Raw genomic sequence first — 26,450 nt, 5'->3', positions numbered from 1 at the left:
TTCATTTCTCTCCCTTCGAGTGTTTTGATATATTCTTGTACTTACTGAGTTCGTTTTCGTAATCATCAATATATCTCATGTATTCTGTCACTTTCGACTCCGACATGTAACCTTTTCCGTTTTCCCAATTACCTATCAACCCTTTTGTACAACCCAGTAATTCTGCAATTTCTCTAAGTCTTATTCTCTTCATTAATCTTCTTGCTCTGTAGACTTCTTTAATACTATCCATGAACATTTCCCCCCTTATTTTGGAACGCAAAAATAAGAGAATGTCGTATTGACCATTCTCTTAGGAATTTTTATATTTGCGTTTCGCTTAACTATTAGACTAGTATACCATATATTCATTAAATTGTAAACGCTTTCTTTTTCCAAACAAACTATGTGGTTTGTTTGATTGTTCATTTAATTAATAAATATATGCGAATATCGAACTGTTACTAATGCATTTCAGGATCACGAAACTTAGACTGGATTCGTACAATAGCAGTAACATAATCGTTTGTACTTACATTTTTTAAACTTGAACCACAAAATAAAAACAAGCTATTTTAGCAATAGCCTGCCTCTTTTCATTTATAAGTTATTTAGATCTTTAGTTTTTGTTCCGTCACCAAATATCAGAAAGACCTGAAATAAACAAATCACGTTCATTCTTATTATAAATGCACTCAATAGTCTCACCTTCCGCTTCATATAATAGCGTAAATAAGCCATTTTCTATATCCTCTTTATAATTAAAACCAGCGAATCCAAAGTCCTTCTCTTTAAGTACTTCAATTGAATATATTAGTTTATCAACTATTCTTGGTCTAGTGGACTTACTTTTATTTCTCTTGTGTTTATTACTCTCTATATTTGAATCTGAATTTTCTTCTGTTAGTTGTAATAACAATTGTTTTAAATTCTCTTCATATTCTAATTGCAATTCAAATACATCTTCAAGAGCTTCTCTATTGTTACTAACAATTGACGAGGATTGGCTATTGAAATCATATTTTATCGCAATTAGATTCAAGCTAGTAGTTATAAAAACGACCACAAATTCGTCATTAACATAATGATTGAAATCTGATACTTTCTCTTCTACTAATAATCTTACGAGTTCAGAAATAACTACATCTCCAAAATCATTATTTGTTAATTTAATTACCTCATATACTTTTTGAAAATAACTCTTTTTTATTGTTATTGCTCCTTTTTAATTTAATTTTATTTTGTGCTTATAACTTGAATTTAAATCATTTTATTTTGTGCTTGTTATATTGGTAAGAGGTAATAGTTACATCCTACCGTATAGCTCTGTTATGGTTTCATAATTCGCAAACTCCATAATAGTTCTACTTGAACTAATTTTAAACTGTTTTGCAATCATAACGTAGTCGACCAAATTTAATTCTCCATGGTCGATAAACCTATCCCTTGCTAACTTGATCATTCCCGAACGCGAAATATTTTTCACATTAAAGTTTTGCAATTCAAGTTCTTCTTCTATGGATGATATTCTTCTGTAAATTACATGCTTATCAACGGCACCAGATTTTTTTTCCTTGCTTGTATTCGAACTGCGAATAATGTACTCACTATCCACTAATTCTGTATAATCTCTTATATTATCATATGAACCCATACGACCGTTCTTTTTTGTATAGGTCATTTCTTCATAAGCGTCTTTAATGAGTTTTATACATTTCTCAGAAACAAGTAGTTCCCTGATTGATCCATCATTATCAGTCAATTGAAGAATACGTCCTTCAAAATCCACATCTGATATAGTAAGATTTCTCAATTCAGAAACTGCTTTCCCTTGAACACCTTCGAACAGCAAACGGATGATTACTGCATCTTGGGCATTTTCACAGTTCAATTCGATTCGTGTTAATTCAATTTCAGAAAAATAAAGCCTTTCTGTCATTGCAAACTTATCGAACCATTTAGTTTTAACTTCTTTCAAAGGGTTAATTGTATCTGACTTATATCCTAGTTCAATAGCCCACGAAACATATCCTGTTATAATTCTCCCATAACTTCTAGCAGTCGATATATAAAGTGATTCTAACTGGAGAAAAAAAGCTGACACTTCTTCCAGATTAAAATCGAATAAGTCTTTTTCAAGCAGTTTCTCAGAACTTTCCGTTTTAGTAAAAACACTCTTGTAGACCACTCTGGTGTTTTTCGGAAATTTCTGCAAGAATAATTCCTTAATTTCATGATTATACATTTAGTACACCTCCTTTATTTATTTTATTTCGTGCCTGTTAATTACTGCAAGTAAACGGTTTTATTTTGTGCTTGTCAACGTTAAATTTAAGAGCCATCGGTTTATCACCTGATGGCTGTTTAGTGTTTATCATACTTAATCGAAAAATGGTAAATTAACTTTAAAAAATGATTTGCTTTTGCTTTAGATGATTTATAAATCTTTCCACTTCGCTTTTACTCACTCTACAATGCTCTGTATTCGTTTGTGGATATTAAGTTCATTTTGTATTCCAATGGTTTTATAACGATTCTAAGAACATTCTAGCCATTCTCAGAAGTCATCGAAAAGTGTTCGATATCTTCTGAAATTCTCCGCTGAGATAACTAAACCATAACAACCTAGTATTGTAGAAAATAAAGCTTTAAACAGCAACGAATCTAATTGTACGAATTTATTAAATCATCAAATTCTTTTAGATGATTTGAGAATCCATGTATCAAATTAGAGCTTTCTAAGCCTTTTCGTTTCAGGCATCAGATTATTGATTGGAGTAGATATAGAATGCTCTCTTTTTAAATCTTTATTTGTCAATGCTACATAACGTTTTGTCATAGTTAAATCGCTATGTCCAAGAGTTTTTTGTAAAGTTAATGCATTTGCTCCATTTCTAATAAACTCAAGAGCAAATGCATGTCTTAAATCATAAGGTCGAATGTGATAACCTAGTGCTTTACTATACCGTTCTAACCTATCTCCCCAAGTATGACGATTAAGAAATTTCCCTTCACATGTACAGAAAATCGGCACGTCATCTCCCCATTCAGCTGGTCTTACAGAGATTACCTGACGGATTGCTCTGACAGTTGGTATAGAAATAGGCAACGTTCTTGAAACCCTTGTTTTAGCCTTAATTGATGTAATATATATTTCTTGTGAGTTTGGATTAAATTCTTGAAGCGATAGAGAAAGTGCTTCTTTTGGCCTTATTCCAGTATCTAATGTTAAAAGGATTAATGCAAAATCACGCAAACCAGTAAATGTTCCTTTATCAGGTTGATCTAACAACCGAATTAGAACATCTCGGTCAATGCTGACTACACGTCCTTCATCTTTACGCTTTTTTATGGATTGCAGAGGGTTATTATCTACGATTGATTGATCCAAACACCAATTCAAGAAAGTACGGAGGTATATTAAGCGATTGTTATACGTGCATGGCTTTATATCGTCCTGGCCTAGATAATGAAATACATTATGCTTTAAATTGTCACTAGTATCGAATGAATCAGGATAACGTTTGAAAAAAAGTCTTACCTGCTGGTTGTAATCCTTATAGGTTTGTTCACTTATTCTCTGTGCTTTCTTCCAAAATAAAAATTGTTCTAACGCTTCATTCCAATTTACAGTTACTACATTCTTAATTTTCGAAATTCTTGCCATGAAAAAAACTCCCTTTCATCACTTGTTTATGGCAAGTGTTGAAAAAGAGTTTTATCTTCGCTTTGAGTTCTGTGTACTTATAAAATTACTGTTATAAGTACTCAGAACCTTCGGCATTTGTGAAGCTTATGTACTTCGTGAAAACCATTGATATCTCAAGGTTTTCGAGGTATGCCGAGGACGGGAATCGAACCCGTACGGTGGTCACCCACCGCAGGATTTTAAGTCCTGTGCGTCTGCCAGTTCCGCCACCCCGGCATGATGTGAAAGTTTTGCTTATGGTGGGCCCTGAGGGACTCGAACCCCCGACCAATCGGTTATGAGCCGACCGCTCTAACCAACTGAGCTAAGGGCCCTCGAAAAACGTATTTTTCAACGTATTCATCGAAAGGTTGGTTGCGGGGGCAGGATTTGAACCTGCGGCCTTCGGGTTATGAGCCCGACGAGCTACCGGGCTGCTCCACCCCGCGACGTTTATCCATTTGAGCAAAGCTTCTTGAAATGGCGACATAAAATAATATACTATATGAGCATCATTTAAGTCAAGCAAAATATTCTATTTTATTTTTGACTCTTTTTTAAGGGATAAATCTGACGCCAAATCGCCCCTTGCGCGACCGGAAAACCTCGACTTCGCGAGGGCTTTCATAACCATGAATCCACCAGTCGTTTTCCATTCTTCTAACCAGGCACCCCGCTTGAAATTTCGTCTCGTATAGGCGAACCCAGTACACCCATCTCATGCGAATCCCTCCACTGTTTTATAGAATAAGCAGCATGCTGCCGCTTCAATAAAGGTTGTAGCCATTAGAATACCCCAAACGACAGATAATACAAGTAAACATAGTCTTTCTAATCGCATTTGATGAAATTCATGACTACGCCTGACCGAGAGTTAAAATTTTTCAACTTCTTAAAATTTATACAAATCGGGTATACTCAAATTAGGTCAATTTGAAGGAGCTGAAGTTCATGTTATATGGCATCGTCGTTTTTCCGGAAAAACATGTACAGGATTTCGCGAACAGCTGGCGAAGACGGCATGATCCGCATTACTCGGCCATCCCTGCCCATCTAACGGTCAGAGAAGCTGAAGAATGGTCGGATGACGAGCTGCAGGGAGCTGTGAACCATTTGGAGCAGATTACGTCCGTGCTGCCCCCGTTCTCCATCCATTTGAACCGAGTCTCAACCTTCTATCCGGTCAATCATGTGCTTTACCTTGCGCTTCAAGACACCGTATCCATGCAAAAGCTTCACGAGCAGGTTTGCAGCGGCCCATTGACGATCCCGGAGCCACCTAAGTATGTTTTCACGCCGCATCTCACGATCGGGCAGGAGCTCCCGGCAGACGAGCTTCACGATTTGTACGGCAATCTCCGCATGCAGGCCATTGAACTATCGTCGAGAATAGATCGTGTACATCTGCTTTATCAAACCGATAACGGGTCCTGGACCGCATATCAGTCGTTTCTTTTAAGAGGATAGCCAGAAAGAAGCAACAAGCCCGTAAACGACACTAGGGTCGCTTACGGGCTTGTTGCTTTATTCATTATCTAGGCATGATGTCGATTGGTCCGCCTCCGCCTTCTACGCCTCCATTAGGATTCGTTTTCAAGCGTTCCAGCACCGCGTTACCACGGGTTTCCCACTCGGCAAGCGCTTCTTTTGCGGTTTTTGTTTTCTTAATAACCTCTTGGAACAGCTCGTATCCAGGCTGTTGAGCTTCCCAAATTCCTGGTTTTTCACGGAAAATCTTATCGGCGTCCGTGCTCGTTGGAGGAAGCGGCTTAAGTGAAGTAAAGGCGTCCATGTTATATTGCATGCCACCGATTGGCGTCAAAAACTCTTTACGGGCAACCATTTCGTACAAGCTTCTCGACTTCAGCTTAGCCCATTCCTTGCTGTTCGAAAATTTGATAAATTCCCATGCGTCTTTATCGTTTTGAGCTTTGCTGTTTATTCCCATCAATTGGCTTAGATAAATGCTGCCGCCTACATCCGGATCGTTCGGGTGAACCGGTACGGTAACCACATCCCAGTCTACTGGCTCGAAATCTTTGATTTTCGAGGCGTTGTCCGAAGCTTTCTTAAGCTCATTGATATAGCCGTATTCCCCGATTGTCATGGCTACCTTGCCTTTGATAAACAGATCGCCGTAGAACGGATCATTTACATTGCCGCCGTCAGCAGCCAGCTTCTCATTCATCTTGTTAATGAATTCTTGGGTAGGAATAATTTCTTCTTGATAGAGAGTAGAAACCGTGTTCCATACATTTTCCCATTGCTCGCTGTTAACGAGCATTTTCTCGCCTTTGTCATCCCACATTTTCAACTGCAGAGCTTGGCTGTATACCTGTGTGTCGTTGAAGCCATCGGATGGCCAGCGGTTAAACGCAAATCCGAATTTGCGGTCCTCACCCTCACCTTTTGCTACTTGGCGTGCAAGATTTAGCACATCCGCCCACTGCATTTTGTCTGTTGGAGGCGTTACGCCGGCATCGGCAAACATTTTTTTGTTGTAGTACAGCGCAGAAGAGCTGAATGTAGGTGTTAAAGCATACAGATTGCCGTCTCCCGCTGACTTAATTCCATCGATCACGGTCGGAACATAATCGCTGAGGTCAAATTTATCCTGCTGCACTAAAGGATCAAGCGGTTGAAGCAGGTTATCCTGCGTCATGCGGCGCAGCATATTGTAATCAAGGACGACAACATCCACCGGATTTGTCCCGTTCAGCATTTCTTTCATTTTCTCATACGGATCAGGCTGCGTTATCGGCTTTGCTGGATCTGTCTGTTCAAAGCGTTGTTCATCATAATTGATTGCGCCAACGATTTCAAATTCAATATTCGGGTGGGACATTTCATACATGTCGGTATATTGCTGGCGGAAATACGGCTCATTATCCGAACCACCATATAAGACGCCAACCCGCAATACCCGTTTTTCCGTAGAACTGTCTGAGCCGCTGCTGCATGCAGCGAGCAATCCAATAAGCAAAGCAAGCGTCAAGCTTACTAAAGTAAATTTGCGAATACGAATTCCTGAAGACCGTTTATTATTCATCCGATTTAACCCCCCAATGATTTAGGCGGAGTGATAATGATCCGCTCACCGTCAAACTCCATCGTTGCTTTATCCTTAATGTTTAATGCAGCTAAATACTCTTTCGGCACTTGTAAACGTCCAACTCGATCTACAACGACATAGGCTTCATGCACAGATTGCAGTCCGCTGGTGACAGCCGGAAGCCCTGCCTCACCTCCATCAGGATTAATATTCGGATTACGTTTTATAAATTCCGTGCTGGTTAAGCCGTCACGGATTGCAACCACTCGGTCGACCTTGCCCGCAAGCGTCAAATCATGGGTAACGATGACAATCGTAATCCCGATCTCGCGGTTAAGCCTGCGAAAAATCTCCATTATTAAGTCGGAGGTCGTTGTATCCACGGAGCCGGTCGGCTCATCCGCCAGCAGCAGCTTGGGGCGATTCGAAAGCGAAATCGCGATGGCAACCCTTTGCTGCTCTCCTCCTGATAATTGATGGAGCTTATTGTGCATCCGCTCTTTGAGGCCGACCCACTCCAGCAGCTGCTTGGCATAGGCGCGGTCAACCTTGCCGGACAACATCATCGGCATCTCGACGTTCTCAAGCGCGGAGAGGTAAGGCAGCAGGTTGCGGGCATTATTTTGCCAAATGAAGCCTACTGTCTCCCGCTTGTATTGAACGAGATCCTCTTCGGTAATTTTAAGCAAATCCCAAGGACCTACGCGCACCTGTCCGGCAGAGGGGCGGTCAAGACCGCCCAGCGTATTCAGCAGCGTCGATTTTCCGCTCCCGCTGTTGCCAATGATAGCCATCAGCTCGCCTTCATTGACTTTCAGGTTAAGACCCTGCAGGGCTACGACTTCCAAATCGTCGGTTTTATAGATTTTGACCAAGCCTTCACAATCGATCATCGCTGTTGTCATCGTTCCTCTCCCATCTTGACCGCTTGATGCACTCTCAGCCTGCGAATATGCAGGAAGAGCAGCATCGCGCCGATTAGCATCATGACTCCGACTACGACGAACAATTGATTCGTATCATTCGAATCGAATATTACTCGGAACGGCGGCACCGTCTCTGCTACATTTTCTGTTGTTTGAAGGAAAGGCAGGAAGAGCAAGCTGACTGCTTTCCCGATTAACACGCCTAGACCGATCGCAAGACCAGCGGTGAACAGCTGCTCTAGCAGCAGCATCCCCGTAAGCTGTTTGCGCGATAGCCCCATCGCTCGCAGTACGCCGAACTGGACCACGCGTCCCGATAGATTAAAGAACCAAAACAGCACATAGCCAGCCAGCGTAATGATCACTGAAACGAGAAATCCTAAGCTCAAAATTCCGAAAACACCGCCCCGCGTAGGAAGCTTAGACTGTGAAATCAGTTCGCTTCTTACGTCTTTGACCGATGCAAGCTCAATGCCCGCCTTCTGCAGGTCCGTTACGATAGGGGCTACCTTCGCATTCGGCTTCATCTTGAGCCATACCTCGTATGGAATGAGCGGCAGCTGGTCATAAATATAGTCCAAATTCGTAATGATAAACGGCGATTTGTCCGGATATTGGCTAGGCCAATAAGGCAGGATGCCGACCACGACAAAATCAACTTTGCCTTCTGCGAAGCCGACAGACACCGGATCGCCCAGCTTCAACTGATATTTCTCTGCTACTTTAGAAGGAATGAGTGCAGCATGCTCATACAAGCCTAAATTATTTAAATAGTGATAAGGATGGACGGGGTACAAATCGTTGCGGAACCAGCCGACTTTGGCAAAATCCACGTTATCGATTCCCATCACCGTACCTTGGCCAATCGATTTGCCAGAGATGACAACGCTGCCCTTCGCCTGAAGCACCCTGGCAGCCGCTTCTACGCCTTCAAGGGTGCGGAACAGCTCGAAAGGTGGTTCACTGTACAAAATCTTTGTGGGCACGCTTTGACCGCCGCCCCCGCCGGAACCGCCTCCCGCTCCGCCACCAGACCCTCCTCCGGCCCCGCCGCCTGATCCGCCGTTGCCGGAACCGCCTCCGCTTCCTCCGGAGCCGCCGCTGCCTGGATTCGTTGTCACTTCTGCCGATCCTTCCCATACCGTTTGGATGGTAACGTCAGCTCCGTATTTATACAGCGTTCGTTCCGTCGAGTTCAAATCGATGGTTCGGGCTGCTGATGCGTTGTAAACGCCGAGTCCAAGCGTCAGCACTAACAGAATCATTAGCGGATAATAACCTTTGGAAGAACGGGACAACTGCGTCAGCGTCAAATATAGCGGGACAGGCAAAAATTTGCGGCCGAGCCATGTAAACAGCTTCAGCAGCCAAGGAAACAGCCTTAAGAAAAACAATCCAAGCGCAAAAATCGATAGTGCCGGCACGAAAAACAGAAACGGCTGAACATTTAGTTGATCCGTTGTCATACCAGTTTTAAACGTCAGCATCTGGCGCTCATTGAACATATACCAACCATAGCCTGCAGCCACTATCAATAGGACATCCAGATACCAGCGCTGCCAGCCTGGCTTGCGGTCAGAGCGCGCCAGATCCTGCTTGTAGCTTACGATTGATGATCTTGCGTAAATGATCGCTGGAATAATCGTGGCCAGCAGTGCGAGCAGTACAGCTGCGCCTCCTGCGATCATCGCTTCCGTCGAGAAACCTACCGGTATCGATTTCCGATTAACGAAAGAGAGGAACCCGTTGGCTGATCCGATGCTCTTCGCCATAAACCAGCCGAGAAAAGGGCCGCTCGCTAGAGCAATGCCGCCTAGCAGGAGACCTTCCAACAAATAAATCCAAATAATCTGCCGCGTCCCTGCTCCCCGGCTTCGCAGCACGGCAATGTCGCTTCGCTGTTTATCCAGCGACTGGCGTGCATTCATGGCAATGAAGAAAAACACCATAGCAAGCATTGGAGCCGCGAGCGTAAATAGCAGCGTCTGCAGCTGCAAGCTCTGCTTCTTGAATTCCGATAGGGTGGACGCAAAAGAAATTTCTACTCGGGTGTCCTTGAGACGCTGATACAACTCAATATTTAGTCGTTCAAGCGTCTTCCCCAGCGGCGTTAATTGGCTCGTTTGAATTTCCGAAAGATTAAAAGCATAATACCAGCTGGCATTGTGAAGCGGAATGCCTTTTTTTGCAAGCAATACCTTTTCAAAAGCCGCTTCGCTAACCTGGAATGTGCCCAGCAAGCTCTCCATTCCTTGATACCAGTATGAACTCGTATCCGTTAGCGGTTTGACGGCTCCGACGATCTTCACCCGTAAAGTAAGATCAAGACCGCCGTATATCGGATATTCAAATATGTCGCCGATATGTATATCGTTACGGTACATCGCTTCCTCAAACATGACAGCTTCGAGCAGCTCACCGTCGCCTTCCGCGTTTATGAACCATCTTCCTTGGGTGAGCTCAGTGTTCGCTTCCAGCCCGGACATCGTCATAATCGTCAGCTGTCGGTTTCTTCCCGCATCGACCTTAGAGGGGTCTTCAGGTACGACCTCCGAGCCCCGAATGGAGTAGCTGTTCACATACGTAGTGAAAGGAAAGCCGATCTCCTTCGGCACTCCATCAGAAATGTAACGCTCAAGCTCCGTCAACGCTGATAAGTCCGTTTTACCGCCGGCAGGTGATTGATACCTCATCAGCAGCGAGCCTGCCGGTAATCCGGCGCTCTTCTGCTGCAGGGATTCGGCTACGACTCTCTTGAGAGCGCCGTCTGCATACATCGGAATGCTCGTTGCAAACGCAACCGCCAGTGTCAGTCCCGCAAGCGTGCTTAAGGTTAGCCAGCGCGTGTTCCACATTTTGCGGAACAAAAAACGAAACAGCGGAATTCCCATTGGCTATCGACCTACTACTTTCTGCCCCGGCTTCAAACCTTGCAGGATCTCTACCTGCGTCGAGGTTTGTTGACCAACCTCTACGTCGACTTCGCGCTTGCCGTCTGCATCAATAACCTGCACATAGGTGCGGGACCCGATAGAACGAAGCGTGGAAGGAGGAATAACGATGGCGTTTTCAGTGCGCTTCGTAATAATGTTAATGGACAGCGGCGTACCGCGATTTAGATTTTTCGGCAAACCCTTGAGATCGACGATGAGGAAATCCTCAGGTCTCTCTGGCTTCGTTTCTCCAGGCGTTCCGCCCGTTCCGCCGCCGGTATTCTGATCCTCCGTTTTCACGGGAAGCAGCTTTACTTTCCCTTTAAAGGTTCCTACATTGCTAATATTGGCATCAACCTCTAGTCCAACGGCCACTTTTTCAAGTTCCGTTTTGGTCAGCTTCGCGGCAGCCGTTATTTTGCTCGTATCAGCGACAATGGCAATCGGCGCGTATGCTTTAATGAGGTCCCCCTTCTGCACATTGAGCGTAACGATCGTTCCGCCAAATGGCGCCTTCAAGGTAGCTTTCGCGATTTCTTCTTCCATGTCGACAAGCTTTTGCTTGCGCTCTTCGAATGCAATGGACTTTTCCTCAAATTCGATAGGATCCATTTCATCCCGTCCGCGCAGCGTTTCTTTCATTGCAATTTCTTCTTTCTTGAAAGCAAGCCTCTCCATGCGAAGGGTTTTGACCAAATCGTCAACATCCAGCTCGCCGATAGCCTGCCCAGCCTCAACCGTTTCTCCTGCTTTGACGTACAGCTCTTTCAAATGCTTGCCGTCCAACGTGAAAAACAACGTTTCTTCTTCTAAAGAAATCAGCTTGCCAATGACTTGCACCTTCGTTTCAAGCGTTGCGGTCGTCACTTCATATTCCGGTTTTTTGGATATTTGAGGCGGTGCAATCTCAGGCAGTACTTCTTCTTCGTCTTCCGCGGGAAGCAATGAACACCCGCTTGCAAATACTAGGGACACGCTCATAGCAACTATCATTGAACGTTTAAATAAATTTCCCGTCCACCATTTCATAGACATGGTCGGCAACCTCCAAAATCGTAGGATCATGTGTAGTCATGCAAATAGATACTTGTTCAGTGCGAATGATATTTTGGAAAACCGCCATAATTTGTGCGGACATGCCGGAATCCAGTTCTGCGGTCGGCTCATCGGCCAGCAGCAGCATCGGCTTATGGGCAATCGCCTTCGCAATGGCGACGCGCTGCTGCTCACCGCCGGAGAGCTCGAACGGCCGGTGATTCATCCTCCGCTCCAGTCCGACTAATTCTAGGCACTTGGTCACTCTGTCCTTCCATTCCGCGCGAGGCACGCCCGCCATGCGAAGGGAGAGTTCCACGTTTTCACGGGCGGACAAAAGCGGCATAAGTGCGAAGGCTTGGAAGATAAAGCCCATGTGCTTACGCCTGACTAATGTACGCCCATCATCGCTCATACTATGAAAAGGCAAGCCGTTAAACAAGATTTCGCCTTTACTCGGTGTATCGAGCCCTCCCAAGCAATTCAGCAGCGTTGTCTTGCCTGAGCCTGATCTGCCCCTTAGCATAATTAACTGGCGTTCCTTAAGCTCCATTCGAATGCCTTTTAATACATGCAGCGGAGAACCGCCAACTTGAAATGTACGCTCTACGTCTGTAACGGTAAGTAGATTACGCCTTTCTTCAGCGGGCTCAAGCTGCGCGTCTGTCTTCTGTTCTTCTTCCTGCGGAATGGCCATCAGCGCTTCCGATCCCTCCTTAAACAACTTTCATAATTCTAATCTTACATGATAGACGAAGGACATGTTCAAAAAGTTACGCCAAAATCAAACAACTTTTTAAAACATTTTTTTATAAAAAAAAAGCTGGCAGCAGCGATCCTTTCGGATCACGCTGCAGCAGCTTTTACTTCTTTTTTAGCTCACCTTAAAGTGAGAAATAGCAAGATCCAGTTCACGTACAATCTCATCCAAATGAACAGCCGCGGTAGATATATTGTCCATCAAAGCAAGCTGCTCTTCCGTCGCGGCGGCTACGCTTTCCGTTTTCTCCAGGTTCGCGGCCGCGGTTGCGGCAGTTTGCTCCATTGAGGCGCTGACCTGCTCGGAGCTGGCGGACATCTGCTGCGTAATCGCGGAATTTTCGTGAATTTGCTCGCTCATTTGCATAATGGAAGCCACGATAGTATCAAGATTTTGACGGACTTCACGAACTCGCTCGCTTCCTCGCGACATCTCGTCTTTCGTTTGGGACATGTAAGCCGACGCTCCCGCGATCTCGCTTCGCGTTTCATGGACAAGCTGATGAATCCCGTCAGCAGATGCGAGCGAGCCTGCGGCAAGCTTGCGAATCTCACCGGCAACAACTGCAAAGCCTTTGCCGTGTTCACCCGCGCGTGCAGCTTCAATGGATGCGTTAAGCGATAAAATATTCGTCTGATTCGCGAAGTTTGTGATGTTCTCTGCAATGAAGCCGATTTCCTTCGAACGCTGCTCCAATGTTCCTATCGTGCCTGAGAGCTTGTTAATAACCGCCGTAACTTCGTCCATTTGATCAATTAACCGCAGCAGCGAATCATGGCTGAGATTCGCTTGCTCTGAAGTGGCGGTAGATTTGTCGGCAATCGAAGACGTATTCTCTGCAATACGCTGAATGCCGATCGTCATTTCCTCGATTGCCCGGGCTGTCTCCACAGCACCTCTTGCCTGAACCTCTGACCCGTTTGCCACTTCCGTAATGTTACGCGCCACATGCTCCGCAGCGGCTGCGGATTCCTGTGATGTCATCGTCAGTTTAGCCGTCGATTTTGTTACATCTTCGGCATTTGCTGCGATACCGCTGATAAGCTGACTCATCGTTTCGATCATATGGTCGACAGACCTTGAAATGCTGCCCAGCTCGTCTTTGCTGTATTTACGGTCAGGAAGGACGGTTAAATCACCTTCTGCGACGCGCTGTGTTTTGAATACAACGCTTTTAATCGTCTTCATGATATGGCGTACCGTGAATATCACAGAAACTCCCAAAACGATAGTTACTGCAATGATACCTACAAATAAGTTGAGCTGCGCTTTATCCACTTCCGCAGTGATACCCGTAATTGTCGTACTAGCGTAAACACCAATGTTTTGACCAATTTCATCTATGCCTGACCGGCTGGTTTGAAAGTTGTTATCGATTTCGCTGTTTTGAAACTTACTGGCGCCGTCTCCGACAGCTTTCTCGGCTGCAGCCGTCCAGATTTCAAAGTTCGTTTTAAATTCGACTAAAATCTGTTTCATGCTTCGCTCAGAATCGCCATACGCTAAGTCCAGCAGTTTTTTTTCGGATAAAATAACCTCCGCTTCGCTTACCCGCTCATCCACCTGCTTGATATTTGCTGCCAGCTCCTCACGAGCAGAATCGGCACTGACCTTATCCAAAGAGCCTGATTCCACCTTCAAATAAGCTTGATAAGCCTGATACATATCCCGGTCGGCGTTCAAAATTAACGTATCCACCTTATTCGTGGTTGCATAGATTTGTTCCGTCATTTCCTCTAAAATGGCGCGCTGCTCTCCTAGCATATAAAGTCCGGTGAAAGCATAAAACGCAAGCGGCATAATGGAGAGCATTGCCAATCGGAAACGCAAAGATAATTTCATGAATAATCTCGCCCCTTAGTTTATATCGTCTACTTATATTTATCGGTGTCTCCTATGTATTAAGAAGAGTAATTATTAAAATCATTAAAATTTATTGTCGAATTCCGAACGAAAAAAAGGCGCGCTCTCCTGGATATGAGAGCGCGCCTTTTTGCGTGTGATTGGCCGGTTATTTACCGAAGGATTGAGGATCTTGTCTCCATGCCTGAAGTGTCGCCACATCATCGGAAGCAACCTTGCCCAGCTCAACAGCTGACTGAATCAATGCGCTGTAGTTGGACAGCGTCGCAAGCGGTACTTGTTCATTCTCAAATGCTTGTTTGGCGCTGTCGAATTCATATGTGAAGATGGCGAGAACCGCCAAAACTTCTGCACCCGCTTCTCTTACCGCAAGCGCTGCTTTGATGGAGCTTCCTCCAGTTGAGATCAAATCCTCAATAACAACGACCTTTTGGCCAGGCAGAACTTTCCCTTCGATCTGGTTTTGCTTACCATGCCCTTTCGCCTTATCGCGAATATAAGCCATAGGCAGATTTAATTTCTGTGCAACCCAAGCCGCATGCGGAATGCCGGCCGTCGAGGTTCCTGCAATCACTTCAGCATCAGGATAACGCTCACGGATGATTGTTGCAAACCCCTCAGCGATGAGATCACGAATTTCAGGGTAAGTCATAGTAAGACGATTATCGCAATAGATCGGCGATTTGATGCCGGAAGTCCATGTGAAAGGATCATTCGGCTGAAGCGCAACCGCTTCAATTTCTAGCAAGCTTTTGGCAATTTTATCAGGCAATTCGGTCAACGTTACTTTACTCATAGGAAGTCAGCTCCTCAATAATGGATTCTAGTGCCGATCTCGGGCTTGGCGCTGCTGTAATAGGACGGCCGATAACCATATAGTCGGTACCTTGACGCAATGCCTCGCTTGGCGTCATGATTCGCGATTGGTCATTGACCTCGGAGCCTGCTGGTCGAATACCCGGCGTTATCGTTTTGAAGGATGTTCCGCATGCCGCTTTTATCGCTTCTACCTCAGACGGAGATGCGACTACGCCGTCCAAACCTGCTTTTTTTGTCAGCTCCGCGTAGCGGATAACAGCTGCTTCAACAGTCCCGCTAATCCCAATCTGCTCATTTAGCATGGTTTGGCTCGTGCTTGTCAAATGCGTAACCGCGATTACGGTAGGCTTTCGAAGCCCGCTTCCGGTAATCGCGATATCCACGCCTTCCAGCGCTGCCTCCAGCATCGCGCTACCGCCTGCTGCGTGAACGTTGAACATATCCACGCCAAGCTTTGTCACGCTGCCGGCTCCGCCTTTTACCGTATTCGGAATATCATGCATTTTCACATCGAGAAAAACGTGGTAGCCCCGCTCTTTCAAGCTCTGCACAAAAGAAGGGCCAGCCGCGTAAAACAGCTGCATTCCAACCTTTATGTAACATGGAATACCCTGCAGTTCCGTAATCAGTCGTTCCGCTGCAGCAGCATCTGGATAATCCAGCGCGACCATAACCCGGCCAGCCGCTTGCTCCATTGTCAACTTCATCCGCGATCTCCCCATTTCTTTGTTCGTTTGCATAATAAACGGCCATACGTTTGCTTCATGCTGGGCTCCTCAATGATGTAATCCAGAGGAGCCTAGCGAAGCAATTAACGCTGGCCGTACTTTTAAGCTGCGATGAGCTTATTTCTTTTGAAGCAGCACCGGCATCGAACGCGACGAGAAGTTCAACGTTTCAAGCATCACAAGCAATGCACGAACCGTATCTAGCGATGTCATACAAACAACGCCATTCTCAACCGCTTCACGACGAATCCGGAATCCGTCACGCTCAGGAGCTTTACCTTTTGTCAGCGTGTTGACGACAAACTGTGCTTGCCCTTCGCGTACTAGATCTAGAATATTCGGTGAACCTTCGCTTAGCTTGTTAACAGTCGTAACGATCAAGCCGGCTTCTTCCAATACTTTCGCCGTTCCGCCTGTTGCAATGATTTTGTAGCCGAGGTTAAAGAAGCCGCGAAGCAATTCGGTTGCTTCCTCTTTATCCTTATCTGCTACGGTTGCAATGATGGCACCAGATGTCGGAATATTCATTCCTGCGCCGATAAGGCCTTTATAAAGAGCTTTTGCATACTGCACGTCGCGTCCCATTACTTCACCCGTCGATTTCATTTCCGGAGTAAGCGTCGGATCTACGCGGCGCAGCTTCGCAAAGGAGAAGACCGGTACTTTTACTGATACGTATTCATCCTCCGGCCACAAACCTTCTACATAACCGAGGTCAGTAAGCTTAGTGCCAAGAATGGCTTTTGTCGCCAAGTTAGCCATCGGAATATTCGTAACCTTGCTCAAGAATGGAACCGTACGCGACGAACGCGGATTAACTTCGATTACATACACTTTATCTTGGTGAATGACGAACTGGATATTAACAAGCCCGATTACATTCAGTGCTTTCGTAATGCTGATCGTGATATCAACGATTTGCTGCTTAATTTCTTCCGAAAGCGATTGTGGAGGATATACCGCAATCGAATCGCCGGAGTGAACCCCTGCGCGTTCAACATGCTCCATAATCCCTGGAATGATAACCGTTTCGCCATCGCAAATCGCGTCTACCTCTGCTTCTTTGCCAAGCATATAGCGGTCAATCAATACCGGATGCTCCGGGTTAATTTTAACGGCAACTTCCATGTAGTTCAGAAGCTCTTCGTCGGAATAAACGATTTCCATCGCACGTCCGCCAAGCACATAAGAAGGACGAACAAGCACCGGATAACCAAGACCTTGCGCAGTAACTACCGCTTCATCGACGGAGATGACCGTTTTGCCATCTGGCTGTGCAATATTCAAGCTGCGAAGCAGTGCTTCGAACTTCTTGCGGTCTTCCGCAGCGTCAATGCTCTCTAGGCTGGAACCAAGAATGCGAACGCCTGCTTTGGAAAGCGGTGCTGCCAGGTTAATCGCTGTCTGGCCGCCGAATTGCACGATTACGCCGATTGGATTTTCCTGTTCGATGACGTTCATGACATCTTCGAAAAACAGCGGTTCGAAATACAGTCTATCCGATGTGCTGAAATCGGTGGATACCGTTTCCGGGTTGTTGTTAATAATAACGGCTTCATAGCCGGCATTTTGGATGGCCCATACAGCGTGGACCGTTGAGTAATCGAACTCGATACCTTGGCCGATACGGATCGGACCCGAACCAAGCACGAGAACCTTTTGTTTGTCGGTAACCGTTACTTCATTTTCTACTTCATAAGTAGAGTAGTAGTAAGGCGTCGAAGCTTCAAATTCAGCCGCGCAAGTATCTACCATTTTGTAAACCGGCTTCAGGTTTAGCTTCACGCGCAGTGCGCGTACATCCTCTTCCGTCGTATGGCTGCCGCTTGGGAAGCCCTCTTTACGAACCTCTGCAATCGAACGGTCAGAGAAGCCTTTGCGTTTTGCTTCATACAACGTTTGCTCAGTCAAAGTTGATTCGCTGCGCATACGATCCTCGAAAGCTACGATCTTCTCGATTTTATCAAGGAACCACCAGTCGATATTCGTAATATCTTGAATATCTTGAAGCTTGTAACCGCGGCGGAACGCTTCTGCTACAAGGAACATGCGCTCATCATCCGGTTTCTCAAGGCGTGAACGAAGCACAGCGTCTTCTAAAGAAGAGGCTTCCTTCAGATGAATGCGGTGAGCTCCGATTTCGAGCGAGCGGACCGCTTTATGGATCGATTCTTCGAATGTACGGCCGATTGCCATAACTTCTCCGGTTGCTTTCATTTGTGTACCCAGCTTACGGTTCGCGTTAACGAATTTATCAAAAGGCCAGCGCGGGATTTTCGATACGATGTAATCGAGCGTAGGCTCGAAGCATGCGTACGTTTGTCCCGTAACCGGATTTACAAGCTCATCGAGCGTGTAGCCGATCGCGATTTTCGCTGCCATTTTTGCAATCGGGTAACCCGTCGCTTTAGAAGCAAGCGCCGAAGAACGGCTAACCCGCGGGTTTACTTCGATTACATAATATTGATAGCTTTGCGGATCAAGAGCGAACTGTACGTTACAGCCGCCTTCGATGTTTAGGGCACGAATGATTTTCAAGGACGCTGAACGGAGCATTTGATACTCGCGGTCTGACAACGTTTGGCTAGGCGCTACAACGATGCTATCGCCTGTGTGAACGCCAACCGGGTCAAAGTTTTCCATGTTGCAAACGACGATACAGTTGTCATTCGCATCGCGCATAACCTCGTACTCAACTTCTTTCATGCCAGCGATCGATTTTTCGATCAAGCATTGGCTGATCGGGCTGTAGCGGATTCCGGAAGCAACCGTTTCGCGGAGCTCTTCTTCACTCGCACAAATACCGCCGCCCGTGCCGCCGAGCGTGTAAGCTGGACGTACGATGATTGGGTATCCGATCGTGTTTGCAAAATTCACAGCATCCTCTACCGTTGTAACGATATCGCTGTCAGGCACAGGCTGTTCCAGCTCGCGCATCAGGTCGCGGAACAAATCGCGATCCTCTGCTTTTTCAATCGCAGTCAGCTGCGTGCCGAGCAGCTTCACGTTCTCGCGTTCAAGAACGCCGGCGCGCGCAAGCTCAACCGCCATGTTAAGACCGGTTTGGCCGCCTAGTGTTGGAAGCAAGCCATCGGGACGTTCTTGGCGGATAATTTGCGATACGAAATCAAGTGTGATTGGTTCAATATAAACTTTGTCAGCCATATTCGTATCCGTCATAATGGTAGCCGGATTACTGTTTATTAGAACAACCTCGTAGCCCTCTTCCTTGAGCGCTTGGCAAGCTTGAGTACCGGCATAGTCGAATTCCGCCGCTTGTCCGATGACAATTGGACCGGAACCGATCACGAGAATTTTTTTGAGTTCATTATTTTTGGGCATACTGAAGCTCTCCTTTCAACGTCTCCGATATCACAGCTTGACGAGGTTTTTGTGGGTTATTTTTCTTGTGCGTACGGATCATTTGCAGGAACTCATCAAACAGGTAGCTGGAATCGTATGGTCCAGGAGCTGCTTCCGGATGATATTGAACCGAGAAAGCAGGGAATGTATTATGTTTAAGTCCTTCGATCGTGCGGTCATTGTTATTAATATGCGTAACAGACAACGGCGTGTTGTTTACCGAATCCTCAAGAACCGTATAGCCGTGGTTTTGAGAGGTAATGTAGCAGCGATTCGTCGCAAGCTCTTTAACCGGGTGGTTTCCGCCGCGGTGTCCGAATTTCAGCTTGGTTGTTTCAGCGCCGCATGCAAGAGCGAACAACTGGTGTCCTAAGCAGATGCCGAAGATCGGATATTCGCCGAGCAGCTCAGAAATCATTTTCACCGCGTAAGGTACATCCTTCGGATCCCCAGGGCCATTCGACAATTGAATGCCGTCTGGAGCTAGGCGGCGAATTTCGTCTGCCGTTGTATTGTGAGGTACGACAACAACATCGCAGCCGCGCTTTGTAAGCTCGCGCAGGATGCCGCTTTTTGCGCCGAAGTCAACGAGAACGATACGCTCGCCTTGGCCTGGGCTCGAGAACACGTTAGGCGTGGACGTGCGGGCTACTTGATCTGTCATCAACTTGGAAATGTTCAGGCGCTCAGCAAGCTCCTCAACGCGTTCATTTCCTGTAGTAATAAGGCCCTTCATCGTACCGTAGTTACGAAGCTTGCGAGTAAGCATGCGAGTATCGATATCGCTGATGCCCGGAATGCCGTATTCCTTAAGCAGTTGACCCAGCGAATATTGAGCGCGCCAGTTGCTTGGCACTTCTTCGTGACGGCGTACGACAAAGCCGTGGATAAACGGACGGATGGCTTCGAAATCGTCGCGCGTAATGCCGTAGTTGCCGATCAGCGGATAAGTCATCGTTACGATTTGCCCGCAGTAGGACGGATCGGATAGAACCTCTTGATATCCGGTAATTCCTGTATTAAACACAACCTCGCCCATCATTTGCGCTTCTGCGCCGAACGAAAGGCCCGTAAACAATGTACCGTCTTCCAACAATAATCTTGCTTGCATCCGTATCACTCCTCAGGTGTTGATTGTTCCCCATATATTAGCTTAAGTAAGTAGTTAAAATGGTTATTCCGACCAAACGACAGCGCCGTCAACGATAGTAGTTACTGGCCAGCCGCTGAGCTTCCAGCCGCCAAAAGGCGTATTGTTGCTTTTTGAAGCGAATGTGCTCGGATCTACCGAACGCTCGCTGTTCAAATCCACGATGGTCACGTCAGCAGGCGCGCCTTGCTCCAACCGTCCGGTTGGCAGGCGGAAAACCCGCGCAGGGTCTGCAGTCATACGCTGCAAGAGGAAGCCAAGCGTCCACTTGCCGGTTTGCACGAACTTGGTATACAAGAGCGGGAATGCCGTTTCGAACCCAACGATGCCAAAAGGCGCAAGCTGTACGCCGCGAGCCTTCTCTTCCGCGCTATGCGGCGCATGGTCGGTTACGACCATATCGATCGTACCGTCTTCTATCGCTTCAATGACCGCTTGAACATCGCGCGGCGTGCGAAGAGGAGGATTCATTTTCCAATTTGCATCATCAAGACCCGGGATATCTTCATCGGACAGCAGCAGGTGATGCGGGCAAACCTCAGCTGTTACTCTCACCCCGATTTGTTTTGCAAGGCGGATAAGGCGAACCGATTGCTCGGTGCTCACATGGCATACATGGTAATGGACGCCTGTTGCTTCCGCGAGCAAAACATCTCTTCCTACATGAATCGCTTCGGATTCATTCGGAATTCCCTTTAAGCCATGCTTACGCGAAAACTCGCCTTCCGAAGCCCATGCGCCTTCAACCAAGGTATCATCCTCGCAGTGCGCGATAATCGGCATATCCATTGATTTTGCAAGAGCCATGGCGTTTTTCATCATTTGGGCATTCTGGACGCCTACTCCGTCATCCGTAAAGCCAATGGCTCCCGCTTCCTTAAGGGAAGCAAAATCCGTCAGCTCGCGGCCCAGTTCGTTTTTGGTAATCGAAGCATATGGCAGAACCTTTACAATTCCAACCTGCTCCGCTTTGTTCGTAATGTATCGAACGGTTTCTGCCGTGTCCGTTACCGGACGGGTGTTCGGCATGCAAGCGATCGTTGTGAAGCCGCCTTTCGCAGCGGAACGTGTGCCTGTCGCGATATCTTCTTTATATTCAAAACCAGGATCGCGCAAGTGGACATGCATATCGATAAAGCCGGGTGACACTAGCTTGCCCTGCGCATCGATAACTTCTGCACTGCCCGTGTCTGGCGTTTGTGCGCCGTCAATAACGGCTTCGATTTTCCCATTTTCGATGCGGATATGTTTGCTTTCCAGGCTGCCGGAAGTTTCGTTCCATACGTTACCGTTAATAATCCATAATGACATGATTGTTTAACCCTCCGGATTCGTTCAGTCTATGTTGCCTTTGTTAGCTTAGCGCGCGTTCTACGACTGCCATGCGGATGGGAACCCCGTTTTCCATTTGCGGGAAAATGCGTGATTGCGGGTGCTCCACCAGTTCATCGTCAATTTCTACGTTACGGTTGATTGGCGCCGGGTGCATTATAATCGCATGATTTGCAAGTTTGCTTGCCCTTTCGACCGTCAAGCCGTAATGCTCGCGGTAGCTTTCGGCCGAGCTCAGCATGCCGCTTTCATGACGCTCAAGCTGTACGCGAAGCATCATGACTACATCTGATTTTAAAGCTTCATCTATCGAGACATAAGAAACATCCAGCTCAGAGGCTTGCATATTCGGCGGTGAGCAGAAGTTTACGTTCACTCCGAACTTTTGCAGTGCCCATAGGTTTGATCTTGCAACCCGGCTGTGCAGCACGTCGCCGACAATCGACACGGTCAAACCCTTAAGTTGTCCAAAATGCTTCCGCATCGTATACATATCAAGCAATGCTTGCGTTGGATGCTCATTATTGCCATCTCCGGCATTGATCAGCGGAACCTTGATTTTTGTAGCCAGCTCCGCAAGCACCCCTATCGGCTTCAAGCGGATAATGCCGACGTCGATTCCCATCGATTCGAGCGTGCGAACCGTATCGTAAATGGATTCACCCTTCTGGACACTGGATACCGCCGCAGAGAAGTTCAGTACTTCCGTCCCAAGGCGCTTCTCTGCAACCTCGAAGGAAAAGCGAGTGCGCGTACTGTTTTCGAAAAACATGTTAGCTGCGAATTTGCCTTGCATCGTGTTGTGAACTTTGGTTGTTTGATTTTCCCAATATGCAGCTCGATCAAGAATCGATTCAATCTCGTCTTTGCTTAAATCTTTCAATCCGAGCAAACTCCGTTGCTTTAGCTGAGTCATCGTCATCCGGCTTGCCCCCTTTGGTTAATGATGGTCACCTGGTCAATTTGGTCGATTTCGGTCAATGCCACATCGATTTGCTCCTGCTTCGAGGTCGGCACGTTTTTGCCGACAAAATCAGGCCGGATGGGCAGCTCACGGTGCCCTCTGTCTACCAGCACCGCCAATTGGATGCTTTGCGGCCGCCCGCAATCCATAAGCGCATCCATTGCCGCGCGAATCGTACGTCCGGTATACAGCACATCGTCGATCAAAATGATTCGTTTGTCTTGCACGGTGAAAGGCACGCCGTCCGTGTCGCCGATTGCGGCTGCTACCTCTACATCCGCAGAAATGGCTGCTGTTCGATCATCCCGGTATTGCGTAATATCCAGTTCGCTTACAAGCACCGGCCTGCCTTCAATTTCACCGATTCGCTCCGCTATCCGACGGGCAAGGTAGATCCCCCGCGTTCGGATGCCCACGATTAAGCAATTGTCGATCCCTTTGTTCTTCTCTACGATTTCGTGAGCAATTCGCGTTAATGCGCGGCGAATCGCCGTTTCATCCATGATGACTAAATGCTCTTCTTCCGACATTTCCGCTGACTCCTTCCATTACCGCTCAAATGCCAGGTTGCGACAAAAAGCTCCTTGCAAAAATCGCAAGGAGCTTTGTGATAAGCCATAAAGAGACAGGGTACAGACCGTCGCTGCTCTCGTCACAGAGAGCAGCATCCTAGGCTGTCCGAATCTTCTCTTCTATAGGCTTGTTATTCACGCTACCTTGCCAGTCTCTCGGGACTGAGTTAAAGGTACTGCTGTATATCATAGAAATTATCCCACGTTCGACATTAGATGTCAAGTAAAAACGAATATTTCCGCTTGTACGTAGGGTGGTCCAATCCCGATGAGCTATGCAAGGATAGCGTTGGTTATTAAAGGCTTAGCTTACGAATTCTTTCAACTGCTTTTTCCGTATTTTCACGGCTGCCGAATGCGGTAAGGCGGAAATAGCCTTGACCGCTTTGCCCGAAGCCTACGCCCGGCGTTCCAACGATGTTGGCTTCGGTTAGAAGCTTATCGAAGAATGACCAAGAGTCCATGCCGTTAGGCGTTTTCAGCCAAATGTAAGGAGCGTTAACGCCGCCGAACACTTCTAAGCCCAGGGATGCTAATCCATCGCGGATAATCGCAGCATTGGTCATATAGTAATCAACCAAAGATTTGATTTGCTCTTTGCCTTCCGCGGAATAAATAGCGGCAGCACCGCGCTGCGTTACGTAGGAAACACCGTTAAATTTCGTCGTGTGGCGGCGATTCCACAAATCGTTAATCAAAACTTCGTTTCCTGAAGCGTCCAGACCTTTAAGCTCGCGAGGAACGACTGTGTAAGCACAGCGTACGCCCGTAAAGCCCGCGGTTTTGGAGAAGCTGCGGAATTCAATGGCTACTTCGCGAGCGCCCTCGATTTCGTAAATGCTGTGCGGAACATCCTCTTCTTGGATAAACGCCTCGTAAGCAGAATCATAAAGAATGATGCAGTTGTTAGCTTTCGCATAATCAACCCATACTTTAAGCTCTTCTTTTGTCAGGGTCATGCCCGTCGGATTGTTCGGGTAGCACAAGTAAATGATATCAACCTTACGGTCCGGCAGGCTTGGTTTGAAATCATTTTCGGCCGTGCACTCCAAGTAAGCGATGTTCTCGTAACGCTTCGTCTCTTGGTTGTACTTGCCAGAACGTCCAGCCATTACGTTTGTATCGACATACACAGGGTAAACAGGATCCTGTACAGCTACGATACTGTTTTCGCTGAAAATTTCTTGAATGTTGCCGACGTCGCATTTCGAACCGTCGCTTACGAACACTTCGTTCGAAGCAATGTCGATGCCGCGAGCTTTATAGTCATTTTCGATAATCGCATTAATTAGGAAATCATAACCTTGTTCGGGACCGTAACCGCGGAATGAACCCGGTACAGCCAGCTCGTCTACCGCACTGTGCATGGCATTGAGAACAGCGTCAGGCAAACCGCGCGTTACATCGCCGATTCCCAAGCTGATAATTTCGGCATTCGGATTTTCTTGAATAAATTTCGTGCGGCGTTTTGCAATTTCAGAAAACAAGTAGCTGCCTTGCAGCTCCAAGTAATTTTGATTAATGGATGTCATTTCTTGTCACCTATCCTTATTTTTCATTTACATCTGTTGATATCCCTTAGAATAACGCACTTCTCAGATCTAAATAATGAATAATGTGGCGAAAAGTTTGCACTTTTGCACGTTTGGCTTATCTGGACCGCAAATTGGTCAAAACATATTCGAAGTCTGCCGGCAAAGGCAATTCGAATTCCAATCTTTCGCCGCTTCGCGGATGTGTGAAGCCTAATCGTGCTGCATGCAGGGCTTGTCCCTTCAAGGCTACCGTTTTATTTCGTCCATATACCGGGTCTCCGGCAAGGGGATGCCCGATGTATTTCATATGCACGCGGATTTGATGCGTACGGCCGGTTTCAAGCTGCAGCTCTACCAGCGTGTAATCGCCCAAACGCTCCAGCACATGGAAATGGGTTACCGCATGCCTGCTGTTGCGTTCGGTTACCGTAAACAGCTTCCGGTCATTCAGATCGCGTCCGATCGGCGCATCGATCGTACCTTGATCATGAGGCAAATTACCATGAACAAGCGCGATATATTTGCGAGTAACGGAATGCTCTTTTAACTGCTCGGCAAGCGAAATATGCGCAAGATCATTTTTTGCAGCCATCAATAATCCGGTTGTATCCTTATCGATACGGTGCACAATGCCAGGTCGAATCATACCGTTGATGCCGGACAAATCTTTGCAATGATGCATGAGCGCGTTTACTAGCGTTCCCGAAGAATGGCCAGGCGCAGGATGTACGACCATGCCTCGTTTTTTGTTGATGACAATCAGATCCGAATCCTCGTATATAACCTCAAGCGGAATATTTTCAGGTACGATTGCCGCTTCCTCCGGTTCAGGGATTTGTAGAACGACATGATTGCCCTCGACGATCTTCAGGTTTGCTTTTGCCACTTTTCCATCGACCAGAACGGCCCCATCCTTGATCCACTCTTGTACCTGCGTTCGAGATACAGATTGCTCATCGATCATGTCCGTAATAAATTTATCTACGCGCTCGCCGGCTTGCTCCGCTTCTGCTGTCCATTCCAATAAATCTTCATTATACAGGTTGCTGTTCATGATTGTTTTGATCCTTGTCCTCTCCATTTTGCGAACGTGCCTTGTCCTCTTTTGCCGATAACAAGGTGTCGATAAGAATTAAGGCAACACCACAGACGATTGCCGAATCTGCCACGTTAAAGATCGGGAACTCATAGCTGCCGAAATTAAATTGCAGGAAATCAACAACCTCGCCAAAACGCGCACGGTCCAAGAAATTCCCGATCGCCCCGCCAAGCACAAGTCCGAGACCGATTAGCAGCCGCGGTTTTGCCGATTTACGCACCGCCTGTATGTACCAAATAATGCCTGCAACGATAAAAATGGTTATGATAATAAAAAAAACACGCTGCTCTTGCAAAATACCGAATGCCGCACCACGGTTCCGATGCGATGTAATGAGAAAAAAATTACCGATAACGCTAATTTGTTCCATGATTTCCATTTTCGATTCAATCAGTCTCTTTGTTACAAAATCAAGGATAAACACCAATACCGCTACCCAGTAATAATAAAAACGCATCTTATCACTCCTATTTTTTTGTGAAGCAACGTTTCACTGATCTAACGCTTCGCGCCAACTGATCAAATAACGCGATCTTTGTGGATTGCCTGTCAATTGTAGCATACCGGGCCAAACGAGAGCCAGCATCCGGAAGCAGTTCTTCCATTGAAGCCCATACTGAAAATCCTGCTTTCGGCGAAAGCTAATACAGCA

22 protein-coding genes and 3 tRNA genes are annotated in these 26,450 nt (G+C 46.6%); 1 reads left to right on the top strand and 24 read right to left on the bottom strand.

Features of this window, described 5'->3' with window-relative positions:
• Position 1: 1 nt before the first annotated feature.
• The 8 genes from ACN6MW_RS27085 to ACN6MW_RS27050 all read right to left on the bottom strand — a co-directional run bounded on the left by ACN6MW_RS27085 (position 2) and on the right by ACN6MW_RS27050 (position 4,389).
• Entirely contained in the window at positions 2 to 232 is a 231-nt protein-coding gene (locus ACN6MW_RS27085) for a hypothetical protein (protein WP_419872911.1), read from the bottom strand.
• A gap of 381 nt (positions 233 to 613) precedes the next feature.
• Positions 614 to 931, bottom strand: coding sequence for a hypothetical protein (locus ACN6MW_RS27080; RefSeq protein WP_419872910.1), 318 nt, complete (start codon positions 929 to 931; stop codon positions 614 to 616).
• A gap of 354 nt (positions 932 to 1,285) precedes the next feature.
• Complete coding sequence (locus ACN6MW_RS27075; protein ID WP_419872909.1) at positions 1,286 to 2,224, bottom strand: hypothetical protein; 939 nt, start codon at positions 2,222 to 2,224, stop codon at positions 1,286 to 1,288.
• 483 nt (positions 2,225 to 2,707) lie between these two features.
• Positions 2,708 to 3,646: a tyrosine-type recombinase/integrase gene (locus ACN6MW_RS27070; RefSeq protein WP_419872908.1), complete on the bottom strand. Its 939-nt coding sequence runs from the start codon at positions 3,644 to 3,646 to the stop codon at positions 2,708 to 2,710.
• A gap of 172 nt (positions 3,647 to 3,818) precedes the next feature.
• Positions 3,819 to 3,904 (bottom strand) — tRNA-Leu (locus tag ACN6MW_RS27065).
• Positions 3,905 to 3,925: 21 nt separating this feature from the next.
• Positions 3,926 to 4,002 (bottom strand) — tRNA-Ile (locus tag ACN6MW_RS27060).
• Between the two features lie 37 nt (positions 4,003 to 4,039).
• Positions 4,040 to 4,116, bottom strand: a tRNA-Met gene (locus ACN6MW_RS27055).
• A gap of 108 nt (positions 4,117 to 4,224) precedes the next feature.
• On the bottom strand, positions 4,225 to 4,389 hold the full coding sequence (locus ACN6MW_RS27050) for a hypothetical protein (protein WP_364141043.1): 165 nt from the start codon (positions 4,387 to 4,389) through the stop codon (positions 4,225 to 4,227).
• A 229-nt stretch (positions 4,390 to 4,618) separates the two neighbouring features.
• Between ACN6MW_RS27050 and ACN6MW_RS27045 the strand changes: the two genes are divergently transcribed.
• Entirely contained in the window at positions 4,619 to 5,134 is a 516-nt protein-coding gene (locus tag ACN6MW_RS27045) for a 2'-5' RNA ligase family protein (protein ID WP_419872907.1), read from the top strand.
• A 64-nt stretch (positions 5,135 to 5,198) separates the two neighbouring features.
• Here ACN6MW_RS27045 and ACN6MW_RS27040 read toward each other — a convergent pair whose 3' ends face one another.
• From ACN6MW_RS27040 to lspA, 16 genes are all read right to left on the bottom strand, one after another.
• Entirely contained in the window at positions 5,199 to 6,716 is a 1,518-nt protein-coding gene (locus ACN6MW_RS27040) for an ABC transporter substrate-binding protein (RefSeq protein ID WP_419872906.1), read from the bottom strand.
• 5 nt (positions 6,717 to 6,721) lie between these two features.
• On the bottom strand, positions 6,722 to 7,612 hold the full coding sequence (locus ACN6MW_RS27035; protein ID WP_419876461.1) for an ABC transporter ATP-binding protein: 891 nt from the start codon (positions 7,610 to 7,612) through the stop codon (positions 6,722 to 6,724).
• An 8-nt stretch (positions 7,613 to 7,620) separates the two neighbouring features.
• Positions 7,621 to 10,536 carry an ABC transporter permease gene (locus tag ACN6MW_RS27030; RefSeq protein ID WP_419872905.1) on the bottom strand — a complete coding sequence of 972 codons (2,916 nt, stop codon included), beginning with the start codon at positions 10,534 to 10,536 and terminating at the stop codon, positions 7,621 to 7,623.
• 3 nt (positions 10,537 to 10,539) lie between these two features.
• Positions 10,540 to 11,613, bottom strand: a complete 1,074-nt coding sequence (locus ACN6MW_RS27025) for an efflux RND transporter periplasmic adaptor subunit (RefSeq protein ID WP_419872904.1) — start codon at positions 11,611 to 11,613, stop codon at positions 10,540 to 10,542.
• Positions 11,579 to 12,310, bottom strand: coding sequence for an ABC transporter ATP-binding protein (locus tag ACN6MW_RS27020; protein WP_419872903.1), 732 nt, complete (start codon positions 12,308 to 12,310; stop codon positions 11,579 to 11,581). The genes ACN6MW_RS27025 and ACN6MW_RS27020 overlap by 35 nt, the downstream gene beginning before the upstream one ends.
• Before the next feature lie 177 nt (positions 12,311 to 12,487).
• On the bottom strand, positions 12,488 to 14,215 hold the full coding sequence (locus ACN6MW_RS27015) for a methyl-accepting chemotaxis protein (RefSeq protein WP_419872902.1): 1,728 nt from the start codon (positions 14,213 to 14,215) through the stop codon (positions 12,488 to 12,490).
• Positions 14,216 to 14,384: 169 nt separating this feature from the next.
• Complete coding sequence (gene pyrE, locus ACN6MW_RS27010; protein WP_364141063.1) at positions 14,385 to 15,032, bottom strand: orotate phosphoribosyltransferase; 648 nt, start codon at positions 15,030 to 15,032, stop codon at positions 14,385 to 14,387.
• On the bottom strand, positions 15,025 to 15,762 hold the full coding sequence (gene pyrF, locus ACN6MW_RS27005) for an orotidine-5'-phosphate decarboxylase (RefSeq protein WP_419872901.1): 738 nt from the start codon (positions 15,760 to 15,762) through the stop codon (positions 15,025 to 15,027). The genes pyrE and pyrF overlap by 8 nt, the downstream gene beginning before the upstream one ends.
• A gap of 138 nt (positions 15,763 to 15,900) precedes the next feature.
• Positions 15,901 to 19,125 carry a carbamoyl-phosphate synthase large subunit gene (carB, locus tag ACN6MW_RS27000; protein WP_419872900.1) on the bottom strand — a complete coding sequence of 1,075 codons (3,225 nt, stop codon included), beginning with the start codon at positions 19,123 to 19,125 and terminating at the stop codon, positions 15,901 to 15,903.
• On the bottom strand, positions 19,112 to 20,257 hold the full coding sequence (locus ACN6MW_RS26995) for a carbamoyl phosphate synthase small subunit (protein ID WP_419872899.1): 1,146 nt from the start codon (positions 20,255 to 20,257) through the stop codon (positions 19,112 to 19,114). Before ACN6MW_RS26995 ends, carB begins: the two co-directional genes overlap by 14 nt.
• A 63-nt stretch (positions 20,258 to 20,320) precedes the next feature.
• Positions 20,321 to 21,607, bottom strand: a complete 1,287-nt coding sequence (locus ACN6MW_RS26990; RefSeq protein ID WP_419872898.1) for a dihydroorotase — start codon at positions 21,605 to 21,607, stop codon at positions 20,321 to 20,323.
• 43 nt (positions 21,608 to 21,650) lie between these two features.
• Positions 21,651 to 22,550 carry an aspartate carbamoyltransferase catalytic subunit gene (locus ACN6MW_RS26985; protein WP_364141078.1) on the bottom strand — a complete coding sequence of 300 codons (900 nt, stop codon included), beginning with the start codon at positions 22,548 to 22,550 and terminating at the stop codon, positions 21,651 to 21,653.
• A complete protein-coding gene (gene pyrR, locus ACN6MW_RS26980) occupies positions 22,547 to 23,122 on the bottom strand; it encodes a bifunctional pyr operon transcriptional regulator/uracil phosphoribosyltransferase PyrR (protein WP_419872897.1) in 576 nt (191 codons plus the stop codon). The genes ACN6MW_RS26985 and pyrR overlap by 4 nt, the downstream gene beginning before the upstream one ends.
• Positions 23,123 to 23,460: 338 nt before the next feature.
• Positions 23,461 to 24,696 (bottom strand): LL-diaminopimelate aminotransferase, encoded by a 1,236-nt coding sequence (locus ACN6MW_RS26975; protein ID WP_364141083.1) that lies wholly within the window; start codon positions 24,694 to 24,696, stop codon positions 23,461 to 23,463.
• Positions 24,697 to 24,814: 118 nt separating this feature from the next.
• Entirely contained in the window at positions 24,815 to 25,753 is a 939-nt protein-coding gene (locus tag ACN6MW_RS26970; protein ID WP_419872896.1) for an RluA family pseudouridine synthase, read from the bottom strand.
• Complete coding sequence (gene lspA, locus ACN6MW_RS26965; RefSeq protein WP_364141089.1) at positions 25,734 to 26,255, bottom strand: signal peptidase II; 522 nt, start codon at positions 26,253 to 26,255, stop codon at positions 25,734 to 25,736. Before lspA ends, ACN6MW_RS26970 begins: the two co-directional genes overlap by 20 nt.
• Positions 26,256 to 26,450: the final 195 nt, after the last annotated feature.

Origin of the sequence: Pristimantibacillus sp. PTI5, assembly GCF_048572955.1 — a bacterium.
In the GTDB taxonomy this organism is placed as follows: Bacteria; Bacillota; Bacilli; order Paenibacillales; family Paenibacillaceae; genus Pristimantibacillus.
This window is presented reverse-complemented; position numbering and strand designations above follow the sequence as displayed.

Coding starts and splice junctions, on each gene's coding strand:
- ACN6MW_RS27025 (WP_419872904.1), bottom strand. CDS start 11,613: ATGTCTATGAAATGGTGGACGGGAAATTTATTTAAACGTTCAATGATA.
- ACN6MW_RS26975 (WP_364141083.1), bottom strand. CDS start 24,696: ATGACATCCATTAATCAAAATTACTTGGAGCTGCAAGGCAGCTACTTG.
- ACN6MW_RS27045 (WP_419872907.1), top strand. CDS start 4,619: ATGTTATATGGCATCGTCGTTTTTCCGGAAAAACATGTACAGGATTTC.
- ACN6MW_RS27035 (WP_419876461.1), bottom strand. CDS start 7,612: ATGATCGATTGTGAAGGCTTGGTCAAAATCTATAAAACCGACGATTTG.
- ACN6MW_RS26970 (WP_419872896.1), bottom strand. CDS start 25,753: ATGAACAGCAACCTGTATAATGAAGATTTATTGGAATGGACAGCAGAA.
- pyrE (WP_364141063.1), bottom strand. CDS start 15,032: ATGAGTAAAGTAACGTTGACCGAATTGCCTGATAAAATTGCCAAAAGC.
- ACN6MW_RS27070 (WP_419872908.1), bottom strand. CDS start 3,646: ATGGCAAGAATTTCGAAAATTAAGAATGTAGTAACTGTAAATTGGAAT.
- pyrF (WP_419872901.1), bottom strand. CDS start 15,762: ATGAAGTTGACAATGGAGCAAGCGGCTGGCCGGGTTATGGTCGCGCTG.
- ACN6MW_RS27030 (WP_419872905.1), bottom strand. CDS start 10,536: ATGGGAATTCCGCTGTTTCGTTTTTTGTTCCGCAAAATGTGGAACACG.
- ACN6MW_RS27020 (WP_419872903.1), bottom strand. CDS start 12,310: ATGGCCATTCCGCAGGAAGAAGAACAGAAGACAGACGCGCAGCTTGAG.
- ACN6MW_RS26985 (WP_364141078.1), bottom strand. CDS start 22,550: ATGACGATGACTCAGCTAAAGCAACGGAGTTTGCTCGGATTGAAAGAT.
- carB (WP_419872900.1), bottom strand. CDS start 19,125: ATGCCCAAAAATAATGAACTCAAAAAAATTCTCGTGATCGGTTCCGGT.
- ACN6MW_RS27085 (WP_419872911.1), bottom strand. CDS start 232: ATGGATAGTATTAAAGAAGTCTACAGAGCAAGAAGATTAATGAAGAGA.
- ACN6MW_RS27075 (WP_419872909.1), bottom strand. CDS start 2,224: ATGTATAATCATGAAATTAAGGAATTATTCTTGCAGAAATTTCCGAAA.
- ACN6MW_RS26990 (WP_419872898.1), bottom strand. CDS start 21,607: ATGTCATTATGGATTATTAACGGTAACGTATGGAACGAAACTTCCGGC.
- ACN6MW_RS27050 (WP_364141043.1), bottom strand. CDS start 4,389: ATGAGATGGGTGTACTGGGTTCGCCTATACGAGACGAAATTTCAAGCG.
- ACN6MW_RS26995 (WP_419872899.1), bottom strand. CDS start 20,257: ATGCAAGCAAGATTATTGTTGGAAGACGGTACATTGTTTACGGGCCTT.
- lspA (WP_364141089.1), bottom strand. CDS start 26,255: ATGCGTTTTTATTATTACTGGGTAGCGGTATTGGTGTTTATCCTTGAT.
- ACN6MW_RS27040 (WP_419872906.1), bottom strand. CDS start 6,716: ATGAATAATAAACGGTCTTCAGGAATTCGTATTCGCAAATTTACTTTA.
- ACN6MW_RS27015 (WP_419872902.1), bottom strand. CDS start 14,215: ATGAAATTATCTTTGCGTTTCCGATTGGCAATGCTCTCCATTATGCCG.
- pyrR (WP_419872897.1), bottom strand. CDS start 23,122: ATGTCGGAAGAAGAGCATTTAGTCATCATGGATGAAACGGCGATTCGC.